Origin of the sequence: Arthrobacter celericrescens, assembly GCF_003614925.1 — a bacterium.
GTDB classification, from domain to species: domain Bacteria; phylum Actinomycetota; class Actinomycetes; order Actinomycetales; family Micrococcaceae; genus Arthrobacter; species Arthrobacter celericrescens.
Map to the genome: position 1 here is coordinate 37,595 of NZ_QYLP01000030.1, position 25,568 is coordinate 63,162.

Annotated in this window: 18 protein-coding genes; 11 read left to right on the plus strand and 7 right to left on the minus strand. The window is 63.5% G+C overall.

What is annotated here, in order from left to right; translation table 11 throughout:
- Positions 1-49: 49 nt before the first annotated feature.
- Positions 50-1,174, minus strand: coding sequence for a DNA polymerase III subunit beta (dnaN, locus tag D3654_RS06600; RefSeq protein WP_120520721.1), 1,125 nt, complete (start codon positions 1,172-1,174; stop codon positions 50-52).
- 549 nt (positions 1,175-1,723) lie between these two features.
- Positions 1,724-3,145, minus strand: a complete 1,422-nt coding sequence (gene dnaA / locus D3654_RS06605) for a chromosomal replication initiator protein DnaA (RefSeq protein WP_120520722.1) — start codon at positions 3,143-3,145, stop codon at positions 1,724-1,726.
- Between the two features lie 457 nt (positions 3,146-3,602).
- Between dnaA and rpmH the strand changes: the two genes are divergently transcribed.
- From rpmH to D3654_RS06645, 8 genes are all read left to right on the plus strand, one after another.
- Positions 3,603-3,740 carry a 50S ribosomal protein L34 gene (gene rpmH / locus D3654_RS06610; protein ID WP_074588526.1) on the plus strand — a complete coding sequence of 46 codons (138 nt, stop codon included), beginning with the start codon at positions 3,603-3,605 and terminating at the stop codon, positions 3,738-3,740.
- 41 nt (positions 3,741-3,781) lie between these two features.
- Complete coding sequence (rnpA, locus tag D3654_RS06615) at positions 3,782-4,192, plus strand: ribonuclease P protein component (RefSeq protein ID WP_120520723.1); 411 nt, start codon at positions 3,782-3,784, stop codon at positions 4,190-4,192.
- A complete protein-coding gene (gene yidD, locus D3654_RS06620) occupies positions 4,185-4,583 on the plus strand; it encodes a membrane protein insertion efficiency factor YidD (RefSeq protein WP_205571742.1) in 399 nt (132 codons plus the stop codon). Before rnpA ends, yidD begins: the two co-directional genes overlap by 8 nt.
- Positions 4,584-4,600: 17 nt before the next feature.
- Complete coding sequence (gene yidC, locus D3654_RS06625; protein WP_120520725.1) at positions 4,601-5,569, plus strand: membrane protein insertase YidC; 969 nt, start codon at positions 4,601-4,603, stop codon at positions 5,567-5,569.
- Positions 5,569-6,147: a Jag family protein gene (locus D3654_RS06630; RefSeq protein WP_120520726.1), complete on the plus strand. Its 579-nt coding sequence runs from the start codon at positions 5,569-5,571 to the stop codon at positions 6,145-6,147. Before yidC ends, D3654_RS06630 begins: the two co-directional genes overlap by 1 nt.
- A 5-nt stretch (positions 6,148-6,152) precedes the next feature.
- On the plus strand, positions 6,153-6,803 hold the full coding sequence (gene rsmG / locus D3654_RS06635; protein ID WP_120520727.1) for a 16S rRNA (guanine(527)-N(7))-methyltransferase RsmG: 651 nt from the start codon (positions 6,153-6,155) through the stop codon (positions 6,801-6,803).
- A gap of 96 nt (positions 6,804-6,899) precedes the next feature.
- Positions 6,900-7,955, plus strand: coding sequence for a ParA family protein (locus D3654_RS06640; RefSeq protein WP_245413118.1), 1,056 nt, complete (start codon positions 6,900-6,902; stop codon positions 7,953-7,955).
- A 65-nt stretch (positions 7,956-8,020) separates the two neighbouring features.
- On the plus strand, positions 8,021-9,289 hold the full coding sequence (locus D3654_RS06645; RefSeq protein WP_120520729.1) for a ParB/RepB/Spo0J family partition protein: 1,269 nt from the start codon (positions 8,021-8,023) through the stop codon (positions 9,287-9,289).
- 7,016 nt (positions 9,290-16,305) lie between these two features.
- On the opposite strand, the gene trxA is transcribed toward D3654_RS06645, so the two are convergent.
- From trxA to D3654_RS06670, 5 genes are all read right to left on the minus strand, one after another.
- Complete coding sequence (gene trxA / locus D3654_RS06650; protein ID WP_074588517.1) at positions 16,306-16,632, minus strand: thioredoxin; 327 nt, start codon at positions 16,630-16,632, stop codon at positions 16,306-16,308.
- A 40-nt stretch (positions 16,633-16,672) separates the two neighbouring features.
- Complete coding sequence (trxB, locus tag D3654_RS06655) at positions 16,673-17,629, minus strand: thioredoxin-disulfide reductase (protein ID WP_120520730.1); 957 nt, start codon at positions 17,627-17,629, stop codon at positions 16,673-16,675.
- 346 nt (positions 17,630-17,975) lie between these two features.
- Positions 17,976-19,766 (minus strand): discoidin/SUN/FTP domain-containing protein, encoded by a 1,791-nt coding sequence (locus D3654_RS06660; RefSeq protein WP_120520731.1) that lies wholly within the window; start codon positions 19,764-19,766, stop codon positions 17,976-17,978.
- A gap of 142 nt (positions 19,767-19,908) precedes the next feature.
- A complete protein-coding gene (murJ, locus tag D3654_RS06665; RefSeq protein ID WP_120520732.1) occupies positions 19,909-21,945 on the minus strand; it encodes a murein biosynthesis integral membrane protein MurJ in 2,037 nt (678 codons plus the stop codon).
- Between the two features lie 28 nt (positions 21,946-21,973).
- The gene (locus D3654_RS06670; protein ID WP_120520733.1) at positions 21,974-22,474 is read right to left on the minus strand and encodes an NUDIX hydrolase; all 501 of its coding nucleotides are present in this window, start codon (positions 22,472-22,474) and stop codon (positions 21,974-21,976) included.
- 195 nt (positions 22,475-22,669) lie between these two features.
- On the opposite strand from D3654_RS06670, the gene D3654_RS06675 reads away from it, so the two are divergent.
- The 3 genes from D3654_RS06675 (at position 22,670) to D3654_RS20920 (ending at position 25,553) form a co-directional block, all read left to right on the plus strand.
- A complete protein-coding gene (locus D3654_RS06675) occupies positions 22,670-24,184 on the plus strand; it encodes a CCA tRNA nucleotidyltransferase (RefSeq protein ID WP_120520734.1) in 1,515 nt (504 codons plus the stop codon).
- Between the two features lie 42 nt (positions 24,185-24,226).
- The gene (locus tag D3654_RS06680; protein ID WP_205571746.1) at positions 24,227-24,769 is read left to right on the plus strand and encodes a histidine phosphatase family protein; all 543 of its coding nucleotides are present in this window, start codon (positions 24,227-24,229) and stop codon (positions 24,767-24,769) included.
- A gap of 649 nt (positions 24,770-25,418) precedes the next feature.
- Positions 25,419-25,553, plus strand: coding sequence for a hypothetical protein (locus D3654_RS20920; RefSeq protein ID WP_280960092.1), 135 nt, complete (start codon positions 25,419-25,421; stop codon positions 25,551-25,553).
- The last annotated feature ends 15 nt before the right edge of the window (positions 25,554-25,568 follow it).

Genomic DNA, 25,568 nt, shown 5'->3' on the forward strand with positions numbered 1-25,568 from the left:
CCGTCAGGGTTCCCGGGCCAAGCTTGCGAGGCGAGGGCGGCGGTGGGGACTAGTTGGGCAGGCGGACCGGCATCACGAGGTAGCGGTAGTCGTCCTGGTCGTCGCCGTCAGCCTCGGCCTGGGCGGTGATCATGGCCGGCTTCGGAGCACTGGTGAACGAGAAGCGCACGAACTTGCTCTCGATGACGCTCAGCCCCTCGATCAGGTAGTGCGGGTTGAACGCCACGGTGATCTCTTCGCCGGTGAGCTGCGCTTCGAGTTCTTCGGAAGCCTGCGCGTCCTCGCCAGTGCCGGCGTCGAGGTTCAGCTGGCCAGCGGTGAAGGCGAGGCGCACCGGGGTGTTGCGTTCGGCCACGAGGGAAACGCGGCGGACAGCTTCGATGAGTTCCTGGGTCTGCACGGTGGCGTGGATCGGCGTGGTTTCCGGGAACAGGGAACGGATCTTCGGGTAGTCCCCGTCCACCAACAGGGAGGTGGTGGTGCGGCCGCCGCTTTCGAAACCGATCAGCCGGCTGTCGTCGTCGGATAGGGCGAGGTTGATGTCCCCGCTGCCGCCGAGAGTCTTGGCGACCTCGTTGAGGGTCTTGGACTTCACGAGCGCGCTTGTGGAAATGCCCGGAGTGACGGGTTTCCAAGGCACCTCGCGCATGGCGAGCCGGTAGCGGTCCGTGGCCAGGAGGGTGATCAGGTCGTCTTCGATTTCCATCCTGACGCCGGTCAGGATCGGCAGGGTGTCGTCCTTGCTGGCGGCGATGATCACCTGGGAGACCGCCTGGGCGAAGGCGTCGCCGGGCAGGGTACCGCTGACGGCGGGCAGCGCCGGAAGCGGCGGGTACTCGGACTCGGGCATGGTGGCGAGGTGGAAGCTGCTTCGGCGGCAGCTCAGCGTCACCTTGCTGCCGTCGGTTTCGACGTCGACCGGTGCGGAGGGCAGGCTGCGGCAGATGTCTGCGAGCAGGCGGCCCGACACCAGGATGGTGCCTTCGGTGGTGATGTCCGCGGGAATCTCAAGCCGTGCAGAAGTTTCGTAGTCGAAGCTCGAGAGGCTGACGGTACCGGCTTCCGCCTTGAGGAGGAGGCCGGAGAGAACAGGTACCGGCGGCCGCGGAGACAAGGATCGGGCTGTCCACGTGACGGCTTCTGCCAGGACATCCCGGTCGACTCTGAACTTCACGGAAGGGTGCCGCCTTTCATTGCTGTCGCCTACGCGATCGCTACTGCCAATGCTCTTTGTGGAAGTTCCGGAGAACTGCCATGGACCCCTCGGAACCGTTGCTTGCCCGGTGCGCGCACCGCGAATGACAACAAATCCGGCCCGGAGGGACACGATGCTGACAGCTTAGCCGGAAGTCCTGGCATTAACCCATCCCTCAAATGGGCTGGCCGGTGCGCAGCACCGCCAGGATCTGCGGGGCGGGCCGGTCGGAAGGAGATTGTTGTTTGAGGGATCTGGATTTTTTGGGATTAGTAGTGTTAATAACCTTTGTGGAAACTGTGGATAACCCCGCTTTGCCGCGGGGATCCGGGGTTAAGGCTTGTTCACGGTGTGTGGGCAGCCTGGGTTTTAAACAGGGTGTGGACGTGGACAACCCCCAGGGCGGTTTTTAACGATCCACAGGCGCCTTAAGGGTTTTAAGCCCATTAACCGCGGTTCTCCCCTTAACTGTCCACAGGCTTATCCACATGTGCCTGTTAATAAGGCATGGAGTGCTCCGTAGAGGGCTCAGGAATCGCGCTGCTGCTGCTTGATGCGGTTGGTCAGTTCCGTGACCTGGTTGTAGATGACCCGGCGTTCGGCCATGAGTTCGCGGATCTTGCGGTCGGCGTGGATCACGGTGGTGTGGTCGCGGCCGCCGAGTTCCTGCCCGATCTTCGGCAGGGACATGTCCGTCAGCTCACGGCACAGGTACATCGCGATCTGCCGCGCGGTCACCAGGGTCCGGGTGCGGGACTTGCTGCAGAGCTCCTCCATGCTGAGCTTGAAGTAGTCCGCCGTCTGCTTCAGGATCTGCTCCGCGGTGATTTCCTGGGCGCCGTCGTCGGTGATCAGGTCCTTCAGGACCATCTCGGCCAGGGCCACGTCCACCGGTTGGCGGTTGAGGCTGGCGAATGCTGTGACGCGGATCAAGGCGCCTTCGAGTTCGCGGATGTTGCTCGAGATCTTGGACGCGATGTACTCCAGGGCATCGTCCGGCGCGGACAGGCCTTCGCTCTGGGCCTTCTTCCGGAGGATCGCGATACGGGTTTCGAGTTCCGGCGGCTGGATGTCCGTGAGCAGGCCCCACTCGAAACGGGACTTCATGCGGTCTTCGAAGCCGGCCAGCTGCTTCGGCGGCAGGTCGGAGGTGATGACCACCTGCTTGTTGTTGTTGTGCAGGGCGTTAAAGGTGTGGAAGAACTCTTCGAGGGTCCGGTCCTTGCCGGCCAGGAACTGGATGTCGTCGATCAGCAGGACATCGACGTTCCGGTAGGTGGTCTTGAAGCTGGCGCCTTCGTCGTCGCGGATCGAGTTGATGAAGTCGTTGGTGAACTCTTCGGAGTTGACGTACCGGACCCGGATCCCGCCGTAGAGCCGGCGGGCGTAGTGGCCGATCGCGTGCAGCAGGTGCGTTTTGCCCAGTCCCGAATCGCCGTAGATGAACAGCGGGTTGTAGGCCTTCGCGGGCGCTTCGGCGACGGCGACGGCGGCCGCGTGCGCGAAGCGGTTCGAGGAACCGATCACGAAGGTGTCGAACACGTACTTCGGGTTCAGGCGGCCGAATTCGTGCGAGGTGCTGGGCGGGGTCGGCTGGGGCCGCAGCTCCACTGCGTCATCCGCCCCGGCGGAAAGCTCGACGGCGGGAGCCGGCTCTTCGTGGACCGGCACCAGGTCGGTGTCGACATCGATGGCGCAGCGGATGTCGTCAGAGAAGACACTCCGCAGGGCGTCGTCCAGGGCGTCCTTGACCTGGGTCTGCAGGACCTCGCGGGTCAGTTCGTTGGGAACGGCCACCAGGAGGGTGGAACCGATGAGGCCCTGGGCCTGGGCAAGGATGACGAAACCACGCTGCCGGGGGCTGACCCGCTCGTCCTGTTCGAGCAGGCTGAGGACCCGGCGCCAGGAACTTCCGACAGTATTGGCGTGGTTGGTCTCGTCTACCGTCATCAAGTGGTTCCTCTGGTCCGTGTGTGCCTGAATTGCCGGCAGCCGAAAAGTCCGAACCAAGGGTGGATTCCAACCGAATCCACAGGGTTATGCACAGTCCGTGGAAAATCGGCTACTGAGACACTCTAGGGGATGGATTCCCCAGAAGATAGCTGGGGAGTTGCTTGTGGATAATTACACGGTTGTGGTTCTCGAAACGGCCTTGTGAGCCACTTCATCCACAGGCTGCCGGCCCGACTTTGCCACAGCTGGGGATAGCCTGGAGGCGGCTTCCCGGTTTGACCCGTGGCGTGTTTTTGCCCTAACGTTGTGAAGTCCTATGTGTCCACTTTCGGCCACCTGTATCTCCGGCACTGTCCGGCGTTGGGTGGGCGCGGACGCACAAAAAACTTAGCGTCGGCCAGTTCTTCCCCTTTTGATCGGGTGGGCGCACCTTTGATCCACTGGAGTAACTAACGTGAGCAAGCGGACTTTTCAGCCGAATAACCGCCGTCGGGCCAAGAAGCACGGCTTCCGCCTTCGTATGCGCACCCGTGCCGGCCGCGCCATCCTGGCTGCCCGCCGCAGCAAGGGCCGCGTCGAGCTGTCGGCGTAAATAACTGACTCGTCGGTCAACCTTCCCAAGCGAGTCAAGCGGTGCTTGCCACCCCCCATCGTCTGCGGACTTCAACCGACTTTTCAACAACAGTACGTTCCGGCGTCCGCAATGGACGCCGGAACTTAGTGTTATATACGGCACCTATCGCTGCCGATGAACCCAGCCGGTTCGGCTTCATTGTTTCCAAAGCCGTCGGGAACGCTGTCACCAGGAACCTCGTTAAGAGGAGACTGAGGGAAGCTGCTGCCCTGGCCTTGAAAACCCAGGGAACCGGACTGGCCGTAGTTGTCCGGGCCCTGCCGGCGGCAGCGTCCGCTGATTGGGAACAGCTGCTGGGCGATTTCAACGCCGCCCTGTCAGCGAACAGGAAGCGGCTTGGCGGAACGGTTCCGCCGCGGTTGCCGGACCGTATCGGCAGCACTACAACGGAAGGGACACTGCGTGCATGAGCTAGGCTCCGCCGTCGTCCGCTTCCTTGTCTCAACCTCAAGGACTATCGGTTCCGTCCTCTGGGACCTGCCCCGCAACATCCTCATCCTGCTGCTGAAGGCCTACCGGCGGATCGTTTCGCCGTTGTACGGCCAGGTGTGCCGCTTCTTTCCTTCGTGCTCCGCCTACGCGCTGGAAGCAGTGACGGTCCATGGTGCCGTCAAGGGAAGCTGGCTCGCTGCACGGCGCCTTGCGCGCTGCCACCCCTGGAACGCCGGCGGCGTGGACCACGTCCCCGCCGGCCACCGCCACTGGCCCGAGGGCCGCACCCCCATGATTGTTGTACTGAACAACCCGGACCAGTTCCTGGCTGCTCAGGCTGATGAAGACGGCCGCCGGGAAGCGGCTTGAGGAAATAGGGAAAACGTATGGACTTCTTTGAAACAATCATGTTTCCGTTCAAATGGCTGGTCTCAGTCATCATGGTCGGATTCCATGAGGGTCTGAGCTTCATTGGGCTGCCACCCGCCAACGGCTGGACGTGGACGCTGTCCATCATTGGCCTGGTGCTCGTGCTGCGGGCCGCCCTTATTCCGGTCTTCGTCAAGCAGATCAAGGCGCAGCGCGGCATGCAGCTGCTGCAGCCGGACCTGAAGAAGCTGCAGGACAAGTACAAGGGCAAGACCGACCAGCTTTCCCGCCAGGCCATGGCGCAGGAACAGATGTCGCTGTACAAGAAGCACGGCACCAACCCGTTCTCGGCCTGCCTGCCGATGCTGATCCAGATGCCGTTCTTCTTCGCGTTGTTCCAGGTGCTCTCCGGCATTACCGCCGCGAAGGACAAGGGCCAGGGCATTGGTGCCATGAGCCACGCGCAGGTGGTGCAGTTCGATCAGTCGAGCATCTTCGGGGCTCCGCTGTCCGCTTCGCTTCTCCACGGCGGCGCCCCTGGAAACGAGGTTGCGGTCTGGATCCTGTCGATCGTGATGATCCTGGCCATGACGGCCTCGCAGTTCATCACCCAGAAGCAGATCATGGCCAAGAACATGTCCGAAGAGGCCATGGCCAGCCCGTTCATGCGCCAGCAGAAGATGATGCTCTACATCCTGCCCATCGTCTTCGGTGTGGGTGGCATCAACTTCCCGATCGGTGTGCTCATCTACTGGACCACCACCAACCTGTGGACCATGGGCCAGCAGTTCTTCGTCATCCGCCGCATGCCGACGCCGGGCTCCCCCGCTGCGAAGGCCCTCGCCGAGCGCCGCGCCGCCAAGGGGCTGCCGGTCCTGCCGATCCTCGGCGGAAAGAAGGCCGAGGAGACCCCCGCTGAAGCCGAGCCCGAGAAGCCCAAGGGCCAGCGCGTCCAGCCACAACGCAAGAACAGGAAGAAGAAGTAATGTCGGTTGATAGCACTGAAGAGACGAAGGCTGAAGGCGTGAACGACGAGCTGGCCACCGAGTCCCTGTCATCCCAGGCAGAAGAGAAGCCCGCCGGCAAGGGGAGCGCAGCGAGCCGCCTCGAGGAAGAGGGCGACGTCGCTGCAGACTACCTCGAGGAACTCCTGGACATTGCCGACATCGATGGCGACATCGACATCGAGGTGCGCAACGGCCGCACCTACATCTCCATCGCCGCAGAGGAATCCTCCGAGGGCCTTGAGAGCCTGGTCGGCCGCGACGGCGAGGTCCTTGAAGCGCTCCAGGAACTGGCCCGCCTCTCGGTGCTGTCCGCCACGGACACCCGTTCCCGCCTGGTGCTGGACATCAACGGCTACCGCAAGGAACGCGCCGGCGAGCTGCAGCAGATCGCCGAGGACGCCGTCGCGAAGGTCAAGGAAAGCGGCTCCGCCGTCGCCCTTGAACCGATGAGCGCATACGAGCGCAAGATCGTCCACGACGCCGTTGCCGACCTCGGCTTCGTATCGGAATCCGAGGGCGAAGGCGCCAACCGCCACATCGTGGTTTCGGCCGACTAGGGATCATGGCGGACATTACTGCAGCGGACCTGTCGGCCGCAGAGAAAATCTTCGGCGACCGCCTGGATCTGGCCCGCCGGTATGTGGAGCACCTCGAGACGTCGGGGATCGAGCGCGGGCTTATCGGCCCGCGGGAGATCCCCCGTCTGTGGGGTCGCCATGTGCTCAACTGCGCGGTCATTGAATCGGAGATCGCCCACGGCAGCCACGTGGCCGACGTCGGATCCGGCGCCGGGCTGCCCGGGCTGTGCCTGGCGATTGCCCGCCCGGACCTTGAACTGACCCTGATTGAGCCGCTGGAACGGCGCGTGATCTGGCTGCAGGAAGTGGTGGACGACCTCGGACTCACGAACGTGACCGTGATGCGTACCCGTGCGGAACTCGCGGTGGGTCTGGTCAAGGCCGACGTTGTCACGGCCCGCGCCGTATCCGCGCTGAGCAAGCTCGCCGGCCTGACCATCCCCCTGCTGGACGGCAAGGGTGAACTCGTGGCCATCAAGGGACGTAGCGCCGAAGAGGAAATCGAAAAGGCCGCCAAGGTCATCCGGAAACTTGGCGGGGTCGAAACCAGCGTTGTTCTGTGCGGTGAGGAACTGCTTGAGGAACCCACCACAGTGGTCAAGGTCCTGGTCGACAAGACACGTAAACCCGCGTAGTTTCCCCGGCCTTCCCCGCGCTGTGTCCGGCGTGTCCTAGGCGAAGCCGTTAGGCTAGAGAACGGCAGCCAACGCCAAATGAGAGTGAGTGTGACAGTGGCCAGTAGCGAAACCTCCACGCATCGGATCCCCCCGTTCATGTCCTTGGGGTCCGCACGTGCAGTCTCTGCGCCCTCCACGCTGGGCCTCATGGGACAAATTAGCCCGAATTTGGTTGATAACTCGATAGTTTCACGTGAAACAACCGTAAGCGGTGGAGGGAATGTGATGGACTTGATCGACGACTCCAGCCCCATTGCCCGCCAGTTGGCCAACGAGACCCGCCGCAGGGAACGCCTGGTTGGCCGGGAGCTGCCGAAACCGCAGAAGACCCGCATCTTCACTGTGTCCAATCAGAAGGGCGGCGTCGGCAAGACGACCACCACGGTCAACATCGCCGCTGCCTTGGCATCGGCCGGCCTGAACGTCCTGGTGATCGACATCGACCCCCAGGGCAACGCCTCCACCGCGCTCGGCATTGAGCACCACGCCGACGTCGACAGCATCTACGATGTGCTGATCAACGACCTGCCGCTGGGTGAAGTGGTGGCGCCCTGCCCCGACGTTCCCAACCTCATTTGCGCTCCCGCCACCATCCACCTGGCCGGCGCGGAAATCGAACTGGTTTCCCTGGTGGCCCGCGAGCAGCGCCTCCGCCGGGCGATCGATGTCTACGCGAAGGAACGCGAGAAGAACGGCGAACCCCGGCTCGACTTCATCTTCATCGACTGCCCGCCGAGCCTTGGCCTGCTGACGGTCAACGCCTTCTGCGCCGCCAGTGAAGTCCTGATCCCGATCCAGTGCGAATACTACGCACTGGAGGGCCTCAGCCAGCTGCTCAAGAACATCGAGATGATCCAGAAGCACCTGAACGGTGACCTCGTGGTTTCGACGATCCTCCTGACGATGTATGACGGCCGTACCAACCTGGCCGCCCAAGTGGCCACCGAAGTGCGTGAACACTTCCCGAATCAGGTGCTCAGTGCAGTGGTTCCCCGCTCGGTCCGTATTTCCGAGGCCCCGAGCTACCAGCAGACGGTAATGACCTACGATTCCTCGTCGAGCGGAGCCCTTTCCTATATGGAAGCCGCAGCGGAAATCGCTGAACGCTAGACTTCTCTAAACACTGCAACAGCCTTGGCGGGTCTTCCCTGCCGTTCCTTTGGAGGGATACACACATGAGCGAAAAGCGACGGGGTTTGGGCAGGGGTCTTGGTGCCCTTATTCCCAGCTCGGCTTCGGCTGGTGTTGCAGGCAACGGCACCGGTGGCTCGTCCCGCCCGGTAGACCTGTTCTTCCCGGAAGCGCGGAAGGTCGCCTCACCCGCGCCTTCCGTTTCCGAGACGGAACCGACGACGGCGGATGCACTGGCAGCTCCCCCCGCCAAGTCCGCGGCGCGGACTCCCTCGCAGCCGGCTTCGGGCGCAAATGCTTCTGAGTCGGACGCTCCTGAGCCGGTCGTCACTGCCCCGGCCACCAAGGCAAAGGCCGGCGCTGCGAAGACCGGTCCTGCGAAGGCTACTCCCGCGAAGGATACGGCGAAAGCTCCGGCCACGGCCAAGTCTGCGCGGAACACTGCCGCAAAGGCCGCTCCCTCTCCTGAGGAGCCGGAGGTGGAGCTCGTTGAGGTTCCCGGCGCGCGCTTCGCTGAAATCCCGGTGCAGGACATTCATCCGAACCGGAAGCAACCCCGCAGCGTCTTCGATGAGGACGACATGGCGGAGCTCATTCACTCTGTTAAGGAAATCGGAGTCCTCCAGCCAATTGTCGTACGTACTTCAACCGAAAAGGGTGGAGAACCGTATGAATTGGTCATGGGTGAGCGCCGATGGCGTGCAGTCCAGGCCGCCGGACTCGAAACCATCCCCGCGATCGTGCGAGACACGAATGACGATGACCTTCTTCGTGACGCGCTGCTCGAGAACCTCCACCGCAGCCAGCTGAATCCTTTGGAAGAGGCGGCTGCCTACCAGCAGCTGCTCGAAGACTTTGGCACCACGCACGAGGAGCTCGCTGATCGCATCGGGCGTTCGCGTCCGCAGGTCTCGAACACCCTTCGGCTTTTGAAGTTGCCACCGCTGGTTCAGCGCCGCGTCGCCGCCAGTGTTCTTTCTGCCGGGCATGCCCGTGCACTGCTTGCGCTTCCCGATGCCGCGGCCATGGAGCGCCTGGCGCAGAAGATCGTCGCCGAAGGCATGTCTGTACGTGCCACCGAGGAAGCCGTTGCTTTGTACCAGGAGCCTGCGACGCCGGCCATGAACAACATTCCCCGCCCTAACGCCCGCCACGAGCGCTTGGATTACCTGGCTTCCTCGCTATCCGATCGCCTGGACACCAACGTGAAGATCACCTTGGGTGCGCGTAAGGGACGTGTGAGCATTGAATTTGCGAGCGTAGAAGACTTGAACCGCATCATGGACGTTCTGTCCCCTGGTGCGGAATCATAGAGCTCCGAGCACGGAAGGGCGCTTCTCCAGTTTGGAGAGGCGCCCTTTGTCTTTGGGCTTGGAGCGGTTTCGCGTGTTCCTTTCTGGAACAGCGGCTCGAGTTTCACGTGAAACGTTCCGTGTCTTGGCTCTTCTCGGCCCTTGATGGGGAGTGCTTTGCGTTGGAATCACTCCGGAAGCTCCGATTCCTGGATCAGGCTTGCGCCGGAACCCAGCTGGCGGTTGCGTCCAGCGATGCTTTCAGGCCGGATGAGGGCTTCCGTGTTCCTTCCAGTTCTTCATCGATCCGACTCCGCATCCCGTGGCCTGGCTTGTTTGCCGGTCACTTTTCCCTATCTATGCGTGGACTTTCCGGGTCGGGCACCGAGTCATCGGTTTCCGCGGCTGCATCTCGTCCCGTCGGATTGAGATCCTGGGTTTCGCAACCCATGCCATTTTGTTGTTTCCCCGGGTGTCTACAGTCCTGGTGGGAACTCTCCCGCGGATCTTGACTCCCTCCTCGCGGGGCGCAGTTCGCGCGGGGTGACCGCCTTCTCTAATCCAGATTCGCAGGATCCGCGAAACGCGGGCATTTATCGTCGAAACTGGTCTACTGGCACCAATTGCTACGCGTAGCCTCCCCTTGCGGTGTGCTCTTGCGGCAAGGCTGCCGCTGCTGTTGCTGTGGTCTCAACGGGTGCTCTTGGCGTTCAGGGGTTCGGACGGCTTCTTGGGCACCAAAGTGAGCCCAGGCCGCTGAGGAGGGATCCAAAGGCTGTTGCTGGTGTCCCAGTCCGGGTGCTCTCGAAGCCCCTGTTCCCTTCGATTGCTCTACGAGCCGGCGCCTCGTAGAGCGGCGCAGCGAGAGGTATCGCAGTTCGTGCGTTCTTCTCGGTGCAATCGGGGCGCACTGATGAGCGATTGCGTCGCCGTCGGGTATTGGATTCGACCTGCAGACAGATCGAAGTAGGTCACCTGTTCCTCTCAAACCGTTACGGCGTTTCACGTGAAACATGCCGCTTATCCCCCGCACGGACCTAAGCGCCAAGGGAATACCGATGCAGCCAAAACCATCCGATGCCCGGGCCATCAATGCTAGGTCCTTCGCCTTCCGAGCCTCCCGAGCGTCGAGAATTGGATACGGTCCCGGGAATCTCAGTTGCCAGGCACGAGAGGGGTCGGACTCGGGGTTATGCAACTGGCATCTGGAGCCGTTCGCCTGCCGGCGGTACCAGCATATCCAGTCGTAGCCATGCCGGTGTTCCTCGCGGCGTGCCAGCGTGACCATCCATGTTTCACGTGAAACAAGGGTGGGCGCGATGCCGGGTCCGGCATCCTGAGCAAGTTCTCTTCGATTCAACCTGCATGTGGGCGACTTCCTTCATGGTGCTTGTGTTTCGAATGCGAGATCGCCTCAGGCCGATCTTGTTGGCGGCGCATGAGAGGTCCTGCGCTGTGATGCCATCGTTCACACATAGAGTCCGCGCAGTAGAGTCAGAGGATCTAACGAGGAGACGGTTTCACGTGAAACAAGGCCGTCCGGACAACTAGAGGGTCCCGCTTCTCCCAGTAAGTAGGGTGGTTTTGCTAAGTAGCCCCGTTGTGGGCGGACTGGAGACCTGTACGCATACGTCTGCATCCTGATCGCTTGCGCGGATCACGAGAGGTACCGCGATTCGCTTTGACTCGCTCCCGTAGCTAGTAGCCTTGATCAACTGCGCACCAGGCTGTCAGATACAACTGCCGAGACGTACCAGTGACTGCGATGCCCACCCAGCGTCCATCAGGGGGCAGACCGCTCCCCAGGGTATCCGTTCCAGTTTCTGTTATCCAGGCTGGGCCCTTGCCGAGGACGAGCCGCAAACCAATGACGGTAACGTGGAGGCTGTGTTGCGCTGAATTGAGGCAACACTTGGGCGGGTCCCGTTCGCTACTCCGTCAGGCATCCGCCGTGTGGGAAACCCGCACACCCGTCATGTCGGCGCTCGGGCTTCGCTATCGGGCCTTGTCCAACGCTGACCTCAGGGCAAGGTTTGGACACAGCCTCGGTGGGACGACGGACGCCAACCCAGTGGAATAGGCCGCCGGAGGAGATTGCTTTGCTAAGGCGCCTGATGGTCTACAGCTACCGCAGCTTCATCCTTACTCAGCTTACTGATGATTTGGCAGCTAGGCTTCCGCTCTGAATTTCCCGAGCCGGACCCAGGTTGATTGCACGGGTCCCCTGGCATCCCGGTTGGAGTCCGCAAACTTGTTGGTGTTGTGTCGACCAATCGTTCGATTCCTCCTTCTCATCGTTCAAGTCCGTCAGCTGCTGCAGAGGGCGAGGTGAATGTGCGCGCATCAGCCGGCGGCCCATGGCTTGGAAGACGTGCACCTGGACGCTACCGAATCACGTAGTGCTCCCCCGGACTCCAAGTCGCCCCCTGAAACAAGGTCCTGGCCGGACTCCGGGTCGTTCCCTGAACCCAGGTCCTCCCCTGAACCCAGACGGATCCGGTTCAGCGCAAAGTCGTTCGGGTCCTCCAGAGACGAGCGCCAATTCCGTCGACCCTAGGCAACTCCTCTGGACCGACCGGGTCCGAGGGCGGCATCCCAGTTGTTGGGCGCTGCGGGAAGGAGCGACCGCGAGGAGGTCACCGCGTGGTCGGCGCGCGCAACTCCAGGGTGGCCCGGCGCTTTGTCGGCCGTTCGATGTTCAGCTGCGAGCTATGCGATCGAGCGGCATTGCGACTTTGGCCGCCAGATCTCCCCCGGGAACAGCGCGTCTTTCGGTTTGTCCGACCGTCACGGCCGTTATTCTGGCTTGTCCTTTTCAGGCCGGGGCGTCACATCGACGTTCTTGTTTGACTGTTTGGCCGGCCAAGTTGAGATCACCGAACAGACGTTTGGCCCAACAGAAATCCCCAGCAAGCCTGTTGAAAACGGGTCAGCGGTCCGTGGATATTGCTGTGGATAACTTTGTGGATAGACGGCAAGGTGCGAATTGCTTGAGGTCCGCGCTAGTAGTCCCACGAAGCTTCGGTCATGGCCGGTGATTTCAGGTCAGGCGGCACCTTTCATACTGTTTCACGTGAAACATCTCCGGAGTGGCCAGAATTGGCCTTAAAAGCGCGCCTGGATGGGCATTTCAGTCAATTCTTGCCCCTAACTGACCATCTCAGCACACTATATGTGCATACGGCCGAGCGTAGCGGACGAGGGCGGGCTTTGGACGCACCGCAGGGTAGTCCGAAGCTCGGTTGTGGGAATTCGGACCCATGTGGATTTCGCTGTGGATAACGTTGTGCATAACCGAGCGCCGACCGGTGGATAACTCTTTTGTGGTGTGCATCATGTTCACCGCGTTCCGATCGCGCACCGCGTCTTGATCGGATGTCTCCAGGTTCACATTCGGTACCCGGACGCTCTCCGCAGTCACCCTTCCGAGAGGGCCTGACGCAGCTGATGTCACCAGGTGGTCCTGGGTGGAGGTCGGGATGGATGACCCTGGCCGGCGTGCTTCGCACACGCACTGTAAGGCCGAAATGGTTCCTAGCGATTGCGCCGCTTGGGGAGTTGTCCTCCAGACGATAGGGAGGGTCCAGGCCGGCAGCTGCTAGTATCCCGCATTTTGTCCGGCTGCGAACATCGACGGAAGGAAGTGCGTGCATTGATCTGGCAGGTGCGGCTATGCCGCGTGGCGAACCGAGATCACCCGTGGCCCGTGGCTATCGATCGGAACCGCGGCACGTGCTTCTATGTCTACCGTCTTCAGGACAACTAGGTTCCAACGTGGCAGTGCGCCACTGAGATCAGACGGCAGCTGCGCCAGACTCAATGCCGCCAGCAGCACTCTAGGCCCGACAGCAGCGCCCCTCTTTGCGCGGCGGCGAGAGACTACTCCAGTCGGGGTGCAGGGGCAGACCGGAACAGCGTCCCCATTGCGACCTCGCTTCGTGACGGACTCCAGGTAGGCGAGGCGACGCGCAGTAGCCATGACGGGAGGCCTTCAGGAAAACTTGTTGATCGGCCCATGAGGCCTGGTCGACGTGCAGACAGGCCCCGCAAGGTTCCCGCGGGCTTGCCCTGATCTGTTCAGGTGTCGTCGGGGTCCTTCTGTTCTGCAGTCGAATTGTCCACACAGAACCGTCCCATGGAGAGCTGGAACTTAGCGATTGTTGGTCGAACAGTGAGGACGACGGCGATGCTAGCCGTCGCGTCAGGGAGCGGCGTAGGTTTCACGTGAAACATGCCGTGTTCGCCGTTGGGGTCGATGCGCGAATGCCCAACCCGGAAGCAGGCCGGGCAGTCGGGACGAAGGCTGGGAAGTGTCGATGCCGGCGAATGGGAGCCTGCAGATAGGCACGCGTCGTAGCCAGGCGGTTAGGGAAACCAGTTGTAAGCGCCCAGTCGTTGAGAGAGGGTCGTCCTACCGAGCTGCGTACCCTTCTGCAGAGACACTGTCTGCCTGGCGTCAACGACCCGATTAGGAGCAGCTCTGCATTTCGTCGAAGTGCTCCCTGCCTTTGCTCAGTGGTCACGCTGACTGGCCTGCCGATACTGGGGCCGTGAGGATCAGCCGGGTAGGACTTTCGCGGTGGGGCGGAAAGAGGATCGGGCGGAAGAGTTGCCTGCGGATCCGCTCAGCGATGCGTTGGTTAGCATTGGCGTCTGCTGTGTTGGAGCGCGGTCTGGCGTGGAAACGGTTGCTAGGGAGATTGGGAGCCGGGGTTCGCTGCGGACTACATCCGTCGATGTTTCACGTGAAACGGCACCGGGTCGCAGGCCCGGACGTGGACTGGTGCCGACGCATCGAAACCCGTCTTGCATGGAACGACCTCCCTGGTATGGGGCTGCCCGTCAACGCACTTGCCTCTTGCGTCACATCCAACTCGTTCAGCCGGCAGTCGGGATAGACGTAGTGACCGGCAAAGCTATCCCAACGCGGACTGCCTTCGATAAAAACAGGCCCGCCTGAATCAGAAGCACGCCGAAGTGCCTGTAGATTTGGGAGATCATTCAACGCAAGCGGCTTCCGGTATCGACGCCGGTGCGCTTTCCTTGGAAGCCGACGAGCGCTGGTCGTCGAGGTTGTGCCGCTGAGGTGGATGGCGCGACGTACACGGACTTCAAACTGCGATGCGCTTCCTTCCATTCGCGCACGCCGTCGCCATCAATCGCGCCCGATGGGTAGAGCCGGGTTGCATCCCGAAGCGCGTCAGTAGACAGCCACAGACTGCTTCAGGCCTTTGACCGCTCCCACCCCGACGGCGACCCTAGTGCTCACCTGGTTATGGTTGTTGACCGTCAGGAAAGGTCAAGCGCATCTCAGGTGGGGTAAGAGTCTCCGGAGGGTCTGTGGTGCGTCGGCGGACTCGCCGAGCGGATCGAGCCAGCCATGGAAGAAGTGGTAGCTTCCAAGGTCTTGGTGTGCGTGAAGGTAGTGGACGTCGACCCCAGTAGATTGGGAGTAGAAGATGACCAGCAGGGCCACCTGCTGTTGGGCTGCCCGCCGATGCGGAACCGGACCGTACGGGGTATTCGACGACGTATGGAGTAGTTGCTGCGGACCAAGGCAGACCAGGATGCCACCCATCCTGCGTGGCGGTAAGTACGTGCCGGAGGGAGGCTGGAGCGTCCCATTCGACCGCATGATTTTCCAGATTCACGAGGCTCGGAACCGAGGTTGGCAGGTCCACTGGGGCGTATCCCCGGCAGCAGGAACACAGACGTCGAGGAGGGCTGCGTTAACAGGAGTAACGCGGTCCGGAGGCTGCAGAACGATATGTCGACTGGAGGCGACTAGACGGACGCGGCCTGCTGACTTGGCTGGAACACGCAGGCAGGCTTGGTGGGGGCTGTTACCGCTTCTTGGAGACGGCTGAACCGGTCCTCGAGAAAGTATCTGAAGATAGCCACCCTGGCAGTTCTGTGGAATCAGACCGTTCTTCCGGGGTGCCATCAGGGATGGTTTGCGGCTTCGAGCGTTGCCCGCGCATCGGCCGGCCCGTGGTCGACCACTAGGCGGTGGACTCGTTGGCTATCCGTCAGAAGCCTTCACCTGGCCACCGTCCGAATTTCGGTTGTGGGGCAAGCCGGCCACGCGCGAGATGGGCAATCACGGGTTCGATCTCAGACAACTCCAGTGCCTGAGCTGGAGGGCCGGCATCTCCCGAGCTACGTCTTCTTGCACAGCGTGCGCAGTCCGTTTCTGGTAGCAAGGATACCTACGGCTTGCGCGCCCCACGGTGCCGCCCTTGGTAGCGGCGTGAGGCCTCTCTGCCACCCGCAGCCTGCCCGTTGTACGGGCTGGAGGCTTGTCCCCTGTAACGTCGAGAAGGTGTAACGTCGAGAAGGCGCTCCTGGGCGCGTGTGTTGATGCTCCTCCCACGCGGCCTTTGGCTATTCAGCGTCCATACTCACAAACGGCTTTGGCCAGCAGGAAGAAACACTCCGGATTGCCGGGGCCACTTTGGCCCCTCGAAGGACGGCGGTGAGCGTATCGCGTGCGCGGGACCCGTTTCGTTTCTGTGAGGAGCAGGTAACCGCAGGCGGGAACGTCCGACGCCGGGAGACAGTAGCCCGGTGCGCTGTGCCAGCTGGACGAGGAGAAGGCGATCGGGCTGGCGGAGGGACTACCCGCCCTGAAAGACGAAAGCGGCCCAAAACAGGAGTCCAGGTTCCTCGGCAGGCCCCGGTCCGCGCGAACGGACCGCGCGCTGCCGGACAGCCGATGGGTTCGAGGTGGTCCCGTGGGTATGAGGAAAGGGCCAATAATGGGAATCCATGTTTCACGTGAAACCGGCAACACGGGGTCGGCCAGTCGACCGGACGCAAGGCGGAGGAAGAGCGGAGTAGAGCGCCCCAATGAAAAGGACGAAGTCAGGTTTCGCAGCGTCCAGGACGCTCCCCTGGATTCTGAACCATGCATGAAACGGCAGGCGGTTTACTCGTCAACCCGGGCGGCGGAGGCATGCACGGGTGGCCCCCAAAGGGACAAAAAACCGGCGGCCGCTGCTCAGGGAGCAACGGCCGCCGGCAAGGGATGAGGCGTCCTAGGAGAGGACCGCTTCGAATTCCTTCTCGAAGAACTGCTTCGGCTTTGCACCGATGACGGTGTTCTTCACTTCTCCCCCGCTGAAGAGGTACACGGCGGGGATGGAGGTGATGCCGTACTCCGCGGCGATGGCCGGGTTGTCGTCAACGTTGACCTTGACGACGTCCACCTTGTCACCGTACTCAACCGAGATCTCGTCGAGGATCGGACCCAGCTTGCGGCAGGGGCCGCACCACTCTGCCCAGAAGTCCACGATGACCGGCTTATCGGCGTTCAGAACATCGGTGCCAAAGCTGGCGTCAGTAACGTCTTTTGCGTTGCTCATTCTTTCATTCCCTTCGTATGGACTTTGCCGGCTGCTCAGCTCAGCCGTGCAGATCTGCCAGGTAGTGTTCGACGTCGAGTGCTGCCACGCAACCGGAACCGGAAGCGGTGATGGCCTGACGGTACGTCGGATCGATGACGTCGCCGGCTGCGAACACACCCTTGATGCTGGTCTTGGAGCTGCGGCCCTGGACGGCGATGGTGCCTTCCGGGGTCAGCTCGAGCTTGTCCTTGACGAGTTCGGAGCGCGGGTCGTTGCCGATCGCTACGAAGACACCGGTGACGGGCAGCTCGGAAACAGTGCCGTCAACCAGGTTCTTCAGCTTCAGGCCCGTGACCTTGTCCCCGCCAATGACATCCTCAACAGCGGTGTTCCACACGAAATTAATCTTCTCGTGGGCCTGGGCGCGGTCGCCCATGATCTTGGAAGCCTTGAGGGTGTCGCGGCGGTGGACCACGGTGACCGACTTGGCGAACTTCGTGAGGAAGAGGGCTTCTTCCATGGCCGAGTCGCCGCCGCCGATCACGGCGATGTCCTGGTCCTTGAAGAAGAAACCGTCACAGGTTGCACACCAGCTGACACCGTGGCCGGAGAGGCGCTTTTCGTTCTCCAGGCCAAGCTCGCGGTACGCCGAACCGGTGGAAAGGATGATGGAACGGGCCCGGAAGGTCTCCCCCGTGGCGATAGTGACAGTCTTGATGTCGCCCTCGAGCTCAAGCTCGGTGACGTCCTCGAACTGGATCTCGGTGCCGAAACGGGCAGCCTGCTTCTCGAAATTCTCCATCAGATCCGGGCCCATGATGCCGTCCGGGAAGCCCGGGTAGTTTTCGACGTCAGTGGTGTTCATCAGTTCTCCACCGGCCGTGACCGAACCGGCGATGAGCAGCGGCTTCAGGTTGGCACGGGCCGTGTAGACAGCCGCCGTGTAACCGGCCGGACCGGAGCCTACGATGATGACATCACGTACCTGGGACGCGGTGTTTTCTGCGTTGCTCACTGTTGGGTGAACCTCTTCCTTAGTCGATGCACCGGTCTCGAACCCGGCCACATGGCACAACCCCGTGGCGCCGTTGAATATTCCGGTGGTTCCGGGGACCTATATCCACCATATTCAGGGTACCGTCTGCCCTTACCGCCCAAGGCAGCCGCTCCCGCCGGCCGTAACACGACTGCCGGTGTCGAAGGAAAAGCGGGCGACGGCGTCGGGCGGCTGATCACGACGACGGCCGGAAGGCGGCCGGAACCGCCGTCGTCGTTAAATGCGTCAGCGCCGGACACCGCGTGACGGTGACCGGCGCCGACGGGGCGACCGAAAGGCCGCTGCCATACTGGACTGCGCTGCCTTACTGAACCTTTATCTCCGCGAGGCGGAGGCCGAAACCGTACTGGGTCTTCGGAGCGGCAAGCTTGGGCAGGGTCTTGATGTTGATGATCACGTACTGCGCCGTGGTAGGCGAGCTGAGCGGAATGGTGAGCTCGGGTGAGGTGAAGCTGTTGGTTCCCACCAGCTTGGCGCCGTCCATGGACGGGCGGTCGTTGGTGTAGACGCTGATGCTTCCGCCGGAAGCACCCAACTGGCTGAGGGTGATCGAATTTACCTCGGCCGCTTCCTTGAGCTTCACAGCCAGCGGGACGCCGTCGGGAGCGAGTCCGCCCCAGTTGGCGGTGGCGAACTCCATGTTGGACCAGAAGCTCGCGGCGTTGCCGTCGAAGGTCTTGGCGAGGTCCTTGTCATAGGTGCCTGCGAAGTCGAAGTCGCCCTGGCGGGTGACGCCCTCGATGGCCGGCGCCGCCGCGGCGGGCGGAGCGCTGGTGTTGTTGCTGCCGGGTGTCTCCGTACCGCCGTTGCCCGCGGTGGTGGGTGCCGTGCTCTGCTGCGCCGCCGGCGGGTTGCTGTTGTTGCCGAGCAGTCCGCCGAGGGTGTTGACGGCGAGGATCAGGCCGACCACCAGGACGGCTGCGAGGATGCCGCCGACCAGCCAGCGCATGGAGCGGGGCTCCCGTGGCGGCTCTTCGTCCTCGTAGTACTCCTCTTCCTCGTAGTCGTTGGACTGCGCACGCGCCGAGGCCGGGAAGTTGCTGGCACCGCGGTCGTAACCCGCGCCGGCGCCGGCCGCAGCACCCGCCCCGGCACCGGCTGCGGCGCCTGCGCCTGCGCTGGCGTGGTCTTCGTCGGACCAAAGGGAAACCTTGGGAGCCTGGGCCGGCTCGGCTGCAGGGGCTTGCGCGGCAGGGGCCTGGGCCGGCGCCGCTGCCGGGGCGGGCGGCGCAGCCTGAGCGGCGGGAACGGCCTGGGTGGCCGGAGGCTGCGGTGCGGCACTGGCAGGTGCAGCCGGAGCCGGAGTTACCGGGGCCGAGGGCGCTGCAGGTGCTGTCGGCGTAGCAGCAGTCGGGGCAGGTTGCGTGGGCGCCTGGGCGGGGGCCGACGTCGGGCGTACCGCATCGCCGGGGCCTTCGGGAGCCGGGCTGCCGGCGTCGTCGTGGGCGGGTTCCGCACCAGGCTTGGCCGCGTTCTTCACAGCGGCCGCAGCCGCAGCGGCACCGGCTGCGGCACCGGCTGCCGCGGCTGCGATCCGCGACCCGATGCCGCCGGCGGACGCCGGCTTCGCCGCCGGCATGGGCGGAACGGCTGGCACGCCGGCTGCGGGTGCGGAACGTTCCGCGGGGGCTGCGACGTAGTTCCCGGGATCGTCGTAGTTGATGTACGCGGCGTCGTGCTCGTCTTCGTCGTACAGGCCATCATAGGTTTCGGGCTCGCGCGAACGCGCCTGGCCGAAGATCTCGCTGCCGAGGGTGTCCGTGAAGAACGGCTCCACATACGGAGGATTGGTGGCCACCACAAGGTCCAGCAGGTCCGGAGCGGTGCTGTGGTTGGCGATGAGGTAGGTGGTGCTTTCGCTGACGCCGAGGTCCAGGATCTGCACGTTGCCGGGACGCTCGCCGGTGGCCACTTCGCGGGCGCTCTGGGCGAGCTGTTCGGCGTTCCCGGGGCCGGCGACGAGGATGCTGACCGGCCGGTTGAGGACCTGGTCGACGCCGTCGAGCACCAGATCGTGGTCGTGCGAGGTCAACACGGTGGCGGTGACCTTGTAGCGGCCGCCAAGTACTGATCCGACGTCGATCGGTTGGGACACGGGCTCCTCCTAGGCTGTCCGGCAGCTGCGTTGCCCTGTCCCGGGGCTCCCGGTAAGCCGGTGGACCCGTGGCCTGCAACTACCTCTCAGCTTCTGATCCTAGCGGATTGAGCTGGACGGGCCTTGTGTTGGAAGGGCCACGTCACTCCCGGCGGCGGCGTTTGCGTTCCCGGTGGGAGGGTCCTCCGGCAGGGTCCTGGCGGGTCCGCCTGCCGGGCAGGGGAACATCCCGGCGAAGCGCGGAACCCTTGAACATGGAACGCGCGCCCGAGGGCTGTTCCTCCTCGGGAAGGTAGCTCCGGGCGGGCCGGGTCCAGCCGCTGTGCTCGTCGTGCGGTTCTTCCGGACCGCCGCCGGGGCCGAAGGAGGAAAGGTCGGGGCCGGCGCGGAAGGACGCGGCGTCGAACTCGCCCGAGATGCGCGGAATCAGGCCGGTGTCGTCAGAGACCGTGGCACGCGGCGCCGTCGGGCTTTCCGAGGAAGCGGCAGGCGCGCCGCGGCCCAGGCGGCCCAGTAGCGGGCGGAGGAGGTCGCGCAGTTCGCTGACACGGAAGAGCCGGAGCAGCAGCAGGTAGGCGATCAGCATGACCGGCCCGACGACGACGACCGTCACCAAGGCGGCCGGGCGGCTGCTCCACGCGAAACCGTCCGCCCGGTAGCTGCCGAGCAGCCACAGCGCGAGGGTGCCGGCGAGGGCCGAGCCGAGCGCCGCGTAGCCCATCCGGATGTAGGAGTTGGTGATCCGCGGTCCGTCCACATGCCCGAGGAGCCGGCGCAGGAACGCGACGCTGATCACCACGGAGAGGATGTTCCCGAGCGTGTACAGCACGGCGATCGCGAAGATGATCCGGTCCACCGGCAGGAACTGGATGACGAACGCGCCCGCCACGTTCACGCCCGCGAGGATCACCTGGATGAAGAACGGCGTGCGGGCGTCCTCGTTGGCGTAGAAGACGCGCGACATCATGAAGTTGGCGCTCATGAACGGCGTGCTCAGGGCCAGGATAGTCAGGGTCTGGGCGAGCATCACGCCGTCCTGCGGTTCGCCGCCGGAGAAGAACATGCCCAGCGGCCCGGCCAGTGCGAAGAGCGCCAGGGCGCCGAAGACCGTGGCCACGGCCATGGTCCGCAGGCCGTGCGAAAGGGCTTCGCGCAGCTCGGCCCGGTTGCCCGTCTGCGAGGCGTGGGTCATCCGGTTGAAGAGCACCGTGGCCAGGGACAGGGCAATGATCGAGTGCGGCAGCAGGTACAGCTGGCTGGCAACCTCCAGCACGGCGTTGCCGGGAAGGGTGGCCGCGGCTTCAGTTTGGCCCGCCTGCTCAAGGCGGAGCCGTTCGGCGCCGGGGATCGTGGCGATCTTCATGACGTACAGGAACGCAAGTTGCCCGACGGCGGCCGTCAGCAGCGTCCAGACGCTCAGCTTTGCGGCCTGACCCAGTCCCACGCCCCGCCAGCCGAACCGCGGCCGTAGGCCGAGGCGCAGACGCAGGACCGGAATGAAGAGGACGGCCGTCTGGGCGATGACGCCGATGGTCGAGAAGCCGGCGATGAGGAAGGTCTGGAACGGTCCCCAGTTATCCAGTGTGTGCGGGTGGTACAGGTTGGCGCCGAGGAGCCAGATGAACATGCCCAAGCCGGCGATGGCCAGCACATTGTTCACGATGGGTGCCCACATGGCGGGCCCGAAGGCGCCGTTGGCGTTGAGGATCTGGGTCAGCAGGGCGTAGAGGCCGTAGAAGAAGATCTGCGGCAGGCAGTAGAAGGCGAAGGTGACGGCCAGGGCCTTCTGCTCCGGCGAATAGCCCTGGGTGGTGAGGTCGATGACCAGGGGCGCGGCGAGCGTGACCAGCAGGGTCAGGCCCAGCAGCACGAGCACCGCGAGGGTCAGGAGCCGGCTGATGTAGTCCGCTCCCCTGTCCGGACCCCTGCTGGCCTTGATGATCTGCGGAACCAGGACGGCGTTGAAGACGCCGCCGGCCACCAGCAGGAAGATCAGGTTGGGCAGGTTGTTGGCGTTGATGAAGGTGTCGTTGACCGTGGAACCCAGGCCGAGGGCCACCGCGAGCATCCAGGTTTTCGCGAAGCCGAGGAAGCGCGAAACCAGGGTCCCAGCGGCCATGATGGCGCTCGACCGGGCTTCTCCGGACTGGACGGACTGGGAGTTCTTCGCAGCAGACATTGCCCTAATCGTCCCATGAGCCATGTGCTCAGAGGTGTTCCGGCAGGACTTCCTTGGCCAGATCGGCGATGCGGCGCTCGTTCGGGAAGGACAGTTTGCGGGCCAGTTCGTGCAGCGGAACCCAGGCGGCGTCTATGGCTTCCTGGTCGGGATCGTTCTCGATGGTCAGCTCTCCGCCAGTGGCCCGGAGCAGGAAATGGTGCACGGTCTTGTGGACCCGGTGGCCGCTGACGGTGAACCAGTAATCGATGCTGCCCAGTGGGGCCAGGACGTCGCCTTCGATGCCGGTCTCTTCGGCGATTTCGCGGACGGCGGCCTGTTCGTTGTTTTCCTTGCCCTCCGGGTGCCCCTTGGGCAGGCACCACTCAAGCCGGCCACCCCTGTTAAGGCGGGCGATGATCGCAACCCGGAGTTCGCCGTCGGACGTGTCCACCACGACGCCGCCCGCGGACACTTCCTCCACGGTGGGAAGCGAGGCCTGGGCCGGGTGCGGGGCGGGCGCGACGTGCGCACCGATTGCCGACGGCAACGGTGCGTTGGTCCTCCTGCCTGGAGCACTCGGGATCGGGTTGGCCATGAAGTCCACTCTAACGACTCTTGCCCGGACTTGATGACCGGGACATGGACTCGTGGTTGCGTGCCGGTGACGTGCCGCGGTAATCGCCGGGCCGATGCCCGGACCGGGTGTGATGGGGCGGCAAAAATCTGACAAGCTTAAGGGACTATGGCGCAGGTATTGGACAGTTCTTCAGTCAACTTCAAGCTCGACCCGGTGGTGTTGGACCTCGGGCAGCGCTTCGTTGACGCCGGATTCGAACTGTCCCTGGTGGGCGGCCCCGTTCGCGACCTCTTCCTTGGCCGGACGTCCCCGGACCTGGACTTCACCACCGACGCCACGCCCGAGCAGACCCTCGCTGTCATCAAGAAGTGGGCGGACAACTTCTGGGACATCGGCCGCGCGTTCGGCACGATCGGCATGAAGAAGGCCGGCTTCCAGATTGAGATCACCACCTACCGGGCCGAAGCTTACGACCCCGATTCCCGCAAGCCGATGGTGGCCTTCGGTTCCTCGCTTGAGGACGACCTGCTGCGCCGCGACTTCACCATCAACGCCATGGCGCTGCGCCTGCCCTCCCTGGAACTCGTGGACCCCTTCGGCGGCGTGCGCGATCTGCACGCTGCGGAGCTGGCCACCCCCGGCGCCCCGGAGGCTTCCTTCTCCGACGACCCCCTGCGCATGATGCGCGCCGCGCGCTTCGCGTCCCAACTGGGCGTTTCGGTGCACGACGACGTCCGCCTGGCCATGTCCGAAATGGCGGACCGAATCAAGATCATCTCTGCCGAACGGGTCCGCGAGGAGCTCGTGAAGATGATCAACGGAGCACACCCCCGGGTCGGCATCGACCTCCTGGTGGACACGGGCCTGGCCGAATACGTGCTGCCCGAAGTTTCGGCCCTGCGCCTGGAATCCGATGAGCACCACCGGCACAAGGACGTCTACCAGCACTCCCTGCAGGTGCTCGAGCAGGCCGCCGCCTTGGAAACCGGCCCGGATGGCCCCGTGCCGGGTCCGGACTTCGTGCTGCGCTTCGCGGCGCTGATGCACGACGTCGGGAAGCCGGCTACGCGCCGGTTCGAAGCGGGCGGCGCGGTGAGCTTCCGCCACCATGACGTGGTGGGTGCCAAGCTGACCGCCAAGCGCATGAAGGCGCTGCGTTTCGACAATGACAGCATCAAGGCCGTGGCGCGCCTGGTGGAACTGCACATGCGTTTCTACGGATACGGTGACGCCGGCTGGACCGACTCGGCCGTGCGCCGCTACGTTGCCGACGCCGGTCCCCTGCTGGAGCGCCTGCACCGCCTCACCCGTTCCGACGTCACCACGCGGAACCAGCGCAAGGCCGACCGGCTGTCCTTCGCCTACGACGACCTCGAACAGCGGATCGCGGCCCTGGCCGAGCAGGAATCACTCAACGCGATCCGTCCGGACCTGGACGGCGGGCAGATCATGGAGCTGCTGGGCTTGGCGCCGGGACCCGTGGTCGGCCGCGCCTACAAGTTCCTCCTGGACCAGCGGATGGAATACGGCCCGCTGGAGTACGACGACGCCGTGGCGAAACTCAAGGCGTGGTGGGCCGAGCAGCCCGAATCCGCCGTCGAACTTTCAGCTGACGAGCCGTCCGCCGTCGAGCCGTCCAGCGCAGACCCTTCGAATGACACGCCCGCAGAGGAGTCTTAAGTGATTGACCCGGCAAAGCTTTCCCGCCCGCAGCTGTGGATCATGCGCCACGGTGAGACCGAATGGTCCAAGAGCGGACAGTACACCGGCCTGACGGACCTGCCCCTGACCGTCGAAGGTGAGCAGCAGGCCGTGGAGGCCCGCAAGGTCCTGGAAGGGATCGAATTCGACCTCGTGCTCACCTCGCCGCTGCGCCGCGCCCGCCGCACGGCGGAGCTGGCCGGATTCCCCGACGCCGTCCACGAACCGCTGGCGGTCGAATGGGACTACGGCGACTACGAGGGCATCAGCTCGGACCTGATCCGCAAGGACAACCCGGACTACCTGATCTGGTTCGATGGCGTGCCCAACGGCGAAACCCTGGATTCCGTGGCGGCCCGTGCGGACAAGATCATCGCGCGTGTGTTGGAGTCCGGAATGGACAACGTCCTGGTGGTGGCACACGGCCATTTCTCCCGGATCCTCACCGCCCGCTGGCTCGAATTGGACGCCCGGGAAGGCCGGCATTTCCTCCTCGGAACCGCGAAGGTGTGCACGCTCGGCTGGGACAAGAAGACGCCGGCGATTATCCGCTGGGGCCTCTAGGAAATTATTTTCTGAATTAACCATGAATTAGCTGGTCAATCCGCGGATTCATGGTGTAGCTTTATTCTTGTTCCCAGAGCGACCCGCCGGGAACAAGGTGTGTGTTGGGCCGGTTAGTCAACCGGTGCGGCGCCTGAGGCGAAAAGGAGGTTGGGAAAATGATTACTTTGACTAGCGGATGGAAGATGACCGTCTCTGCTGCTGCCCCGACCTTCGCTGCCCGGCGCCCGGATTCAGGAATGCGCCCGGATTCCGGCGCGCACCACATTTCCGCCTGACGCATTTCGCGGCCTGCCTCAACTCCTGACCGGCTTCCTGGCATAGGAGCCTGATTTCAGAGGCAGAGGCACGCCACGAACCGCACAGGCGGGAGCCGGGAAGCGGGACTTCCCAGCGGAACCCCTCGGGTGGGCCACGCTATCGCCGTGGCAAGCAGAGTCCTCATAGTTCGGAACCAGCTTCTAGTTGGGGACGCCTGTCCATTTCCCCGGAATCCCTGGGTTCTGCCGGATTTCCGCAATTCCGCCGATTACCCGCATTTTGCCTGGCATTTCATGTGCCAATACGGTCCGTTGTTTTCTTTGAATTCAGGGCCTTAATTGTCATGCCCGAATCCAGGTAATCCGAACCCAAGGAAAGGAGGTGAACCGTGGTCAATCGACTCAAGGAGGTGTTCCTCGCCAAGCCAGTAGTCAAGGACAAGACGGTCTTCAACGGCCAGCTCCTCGACCAGCGCCGCGAAGACGTCTTCGTCGTCCTGCACCAGATGGGAGTCATCCGCTGAGTGCCCTCATGAACC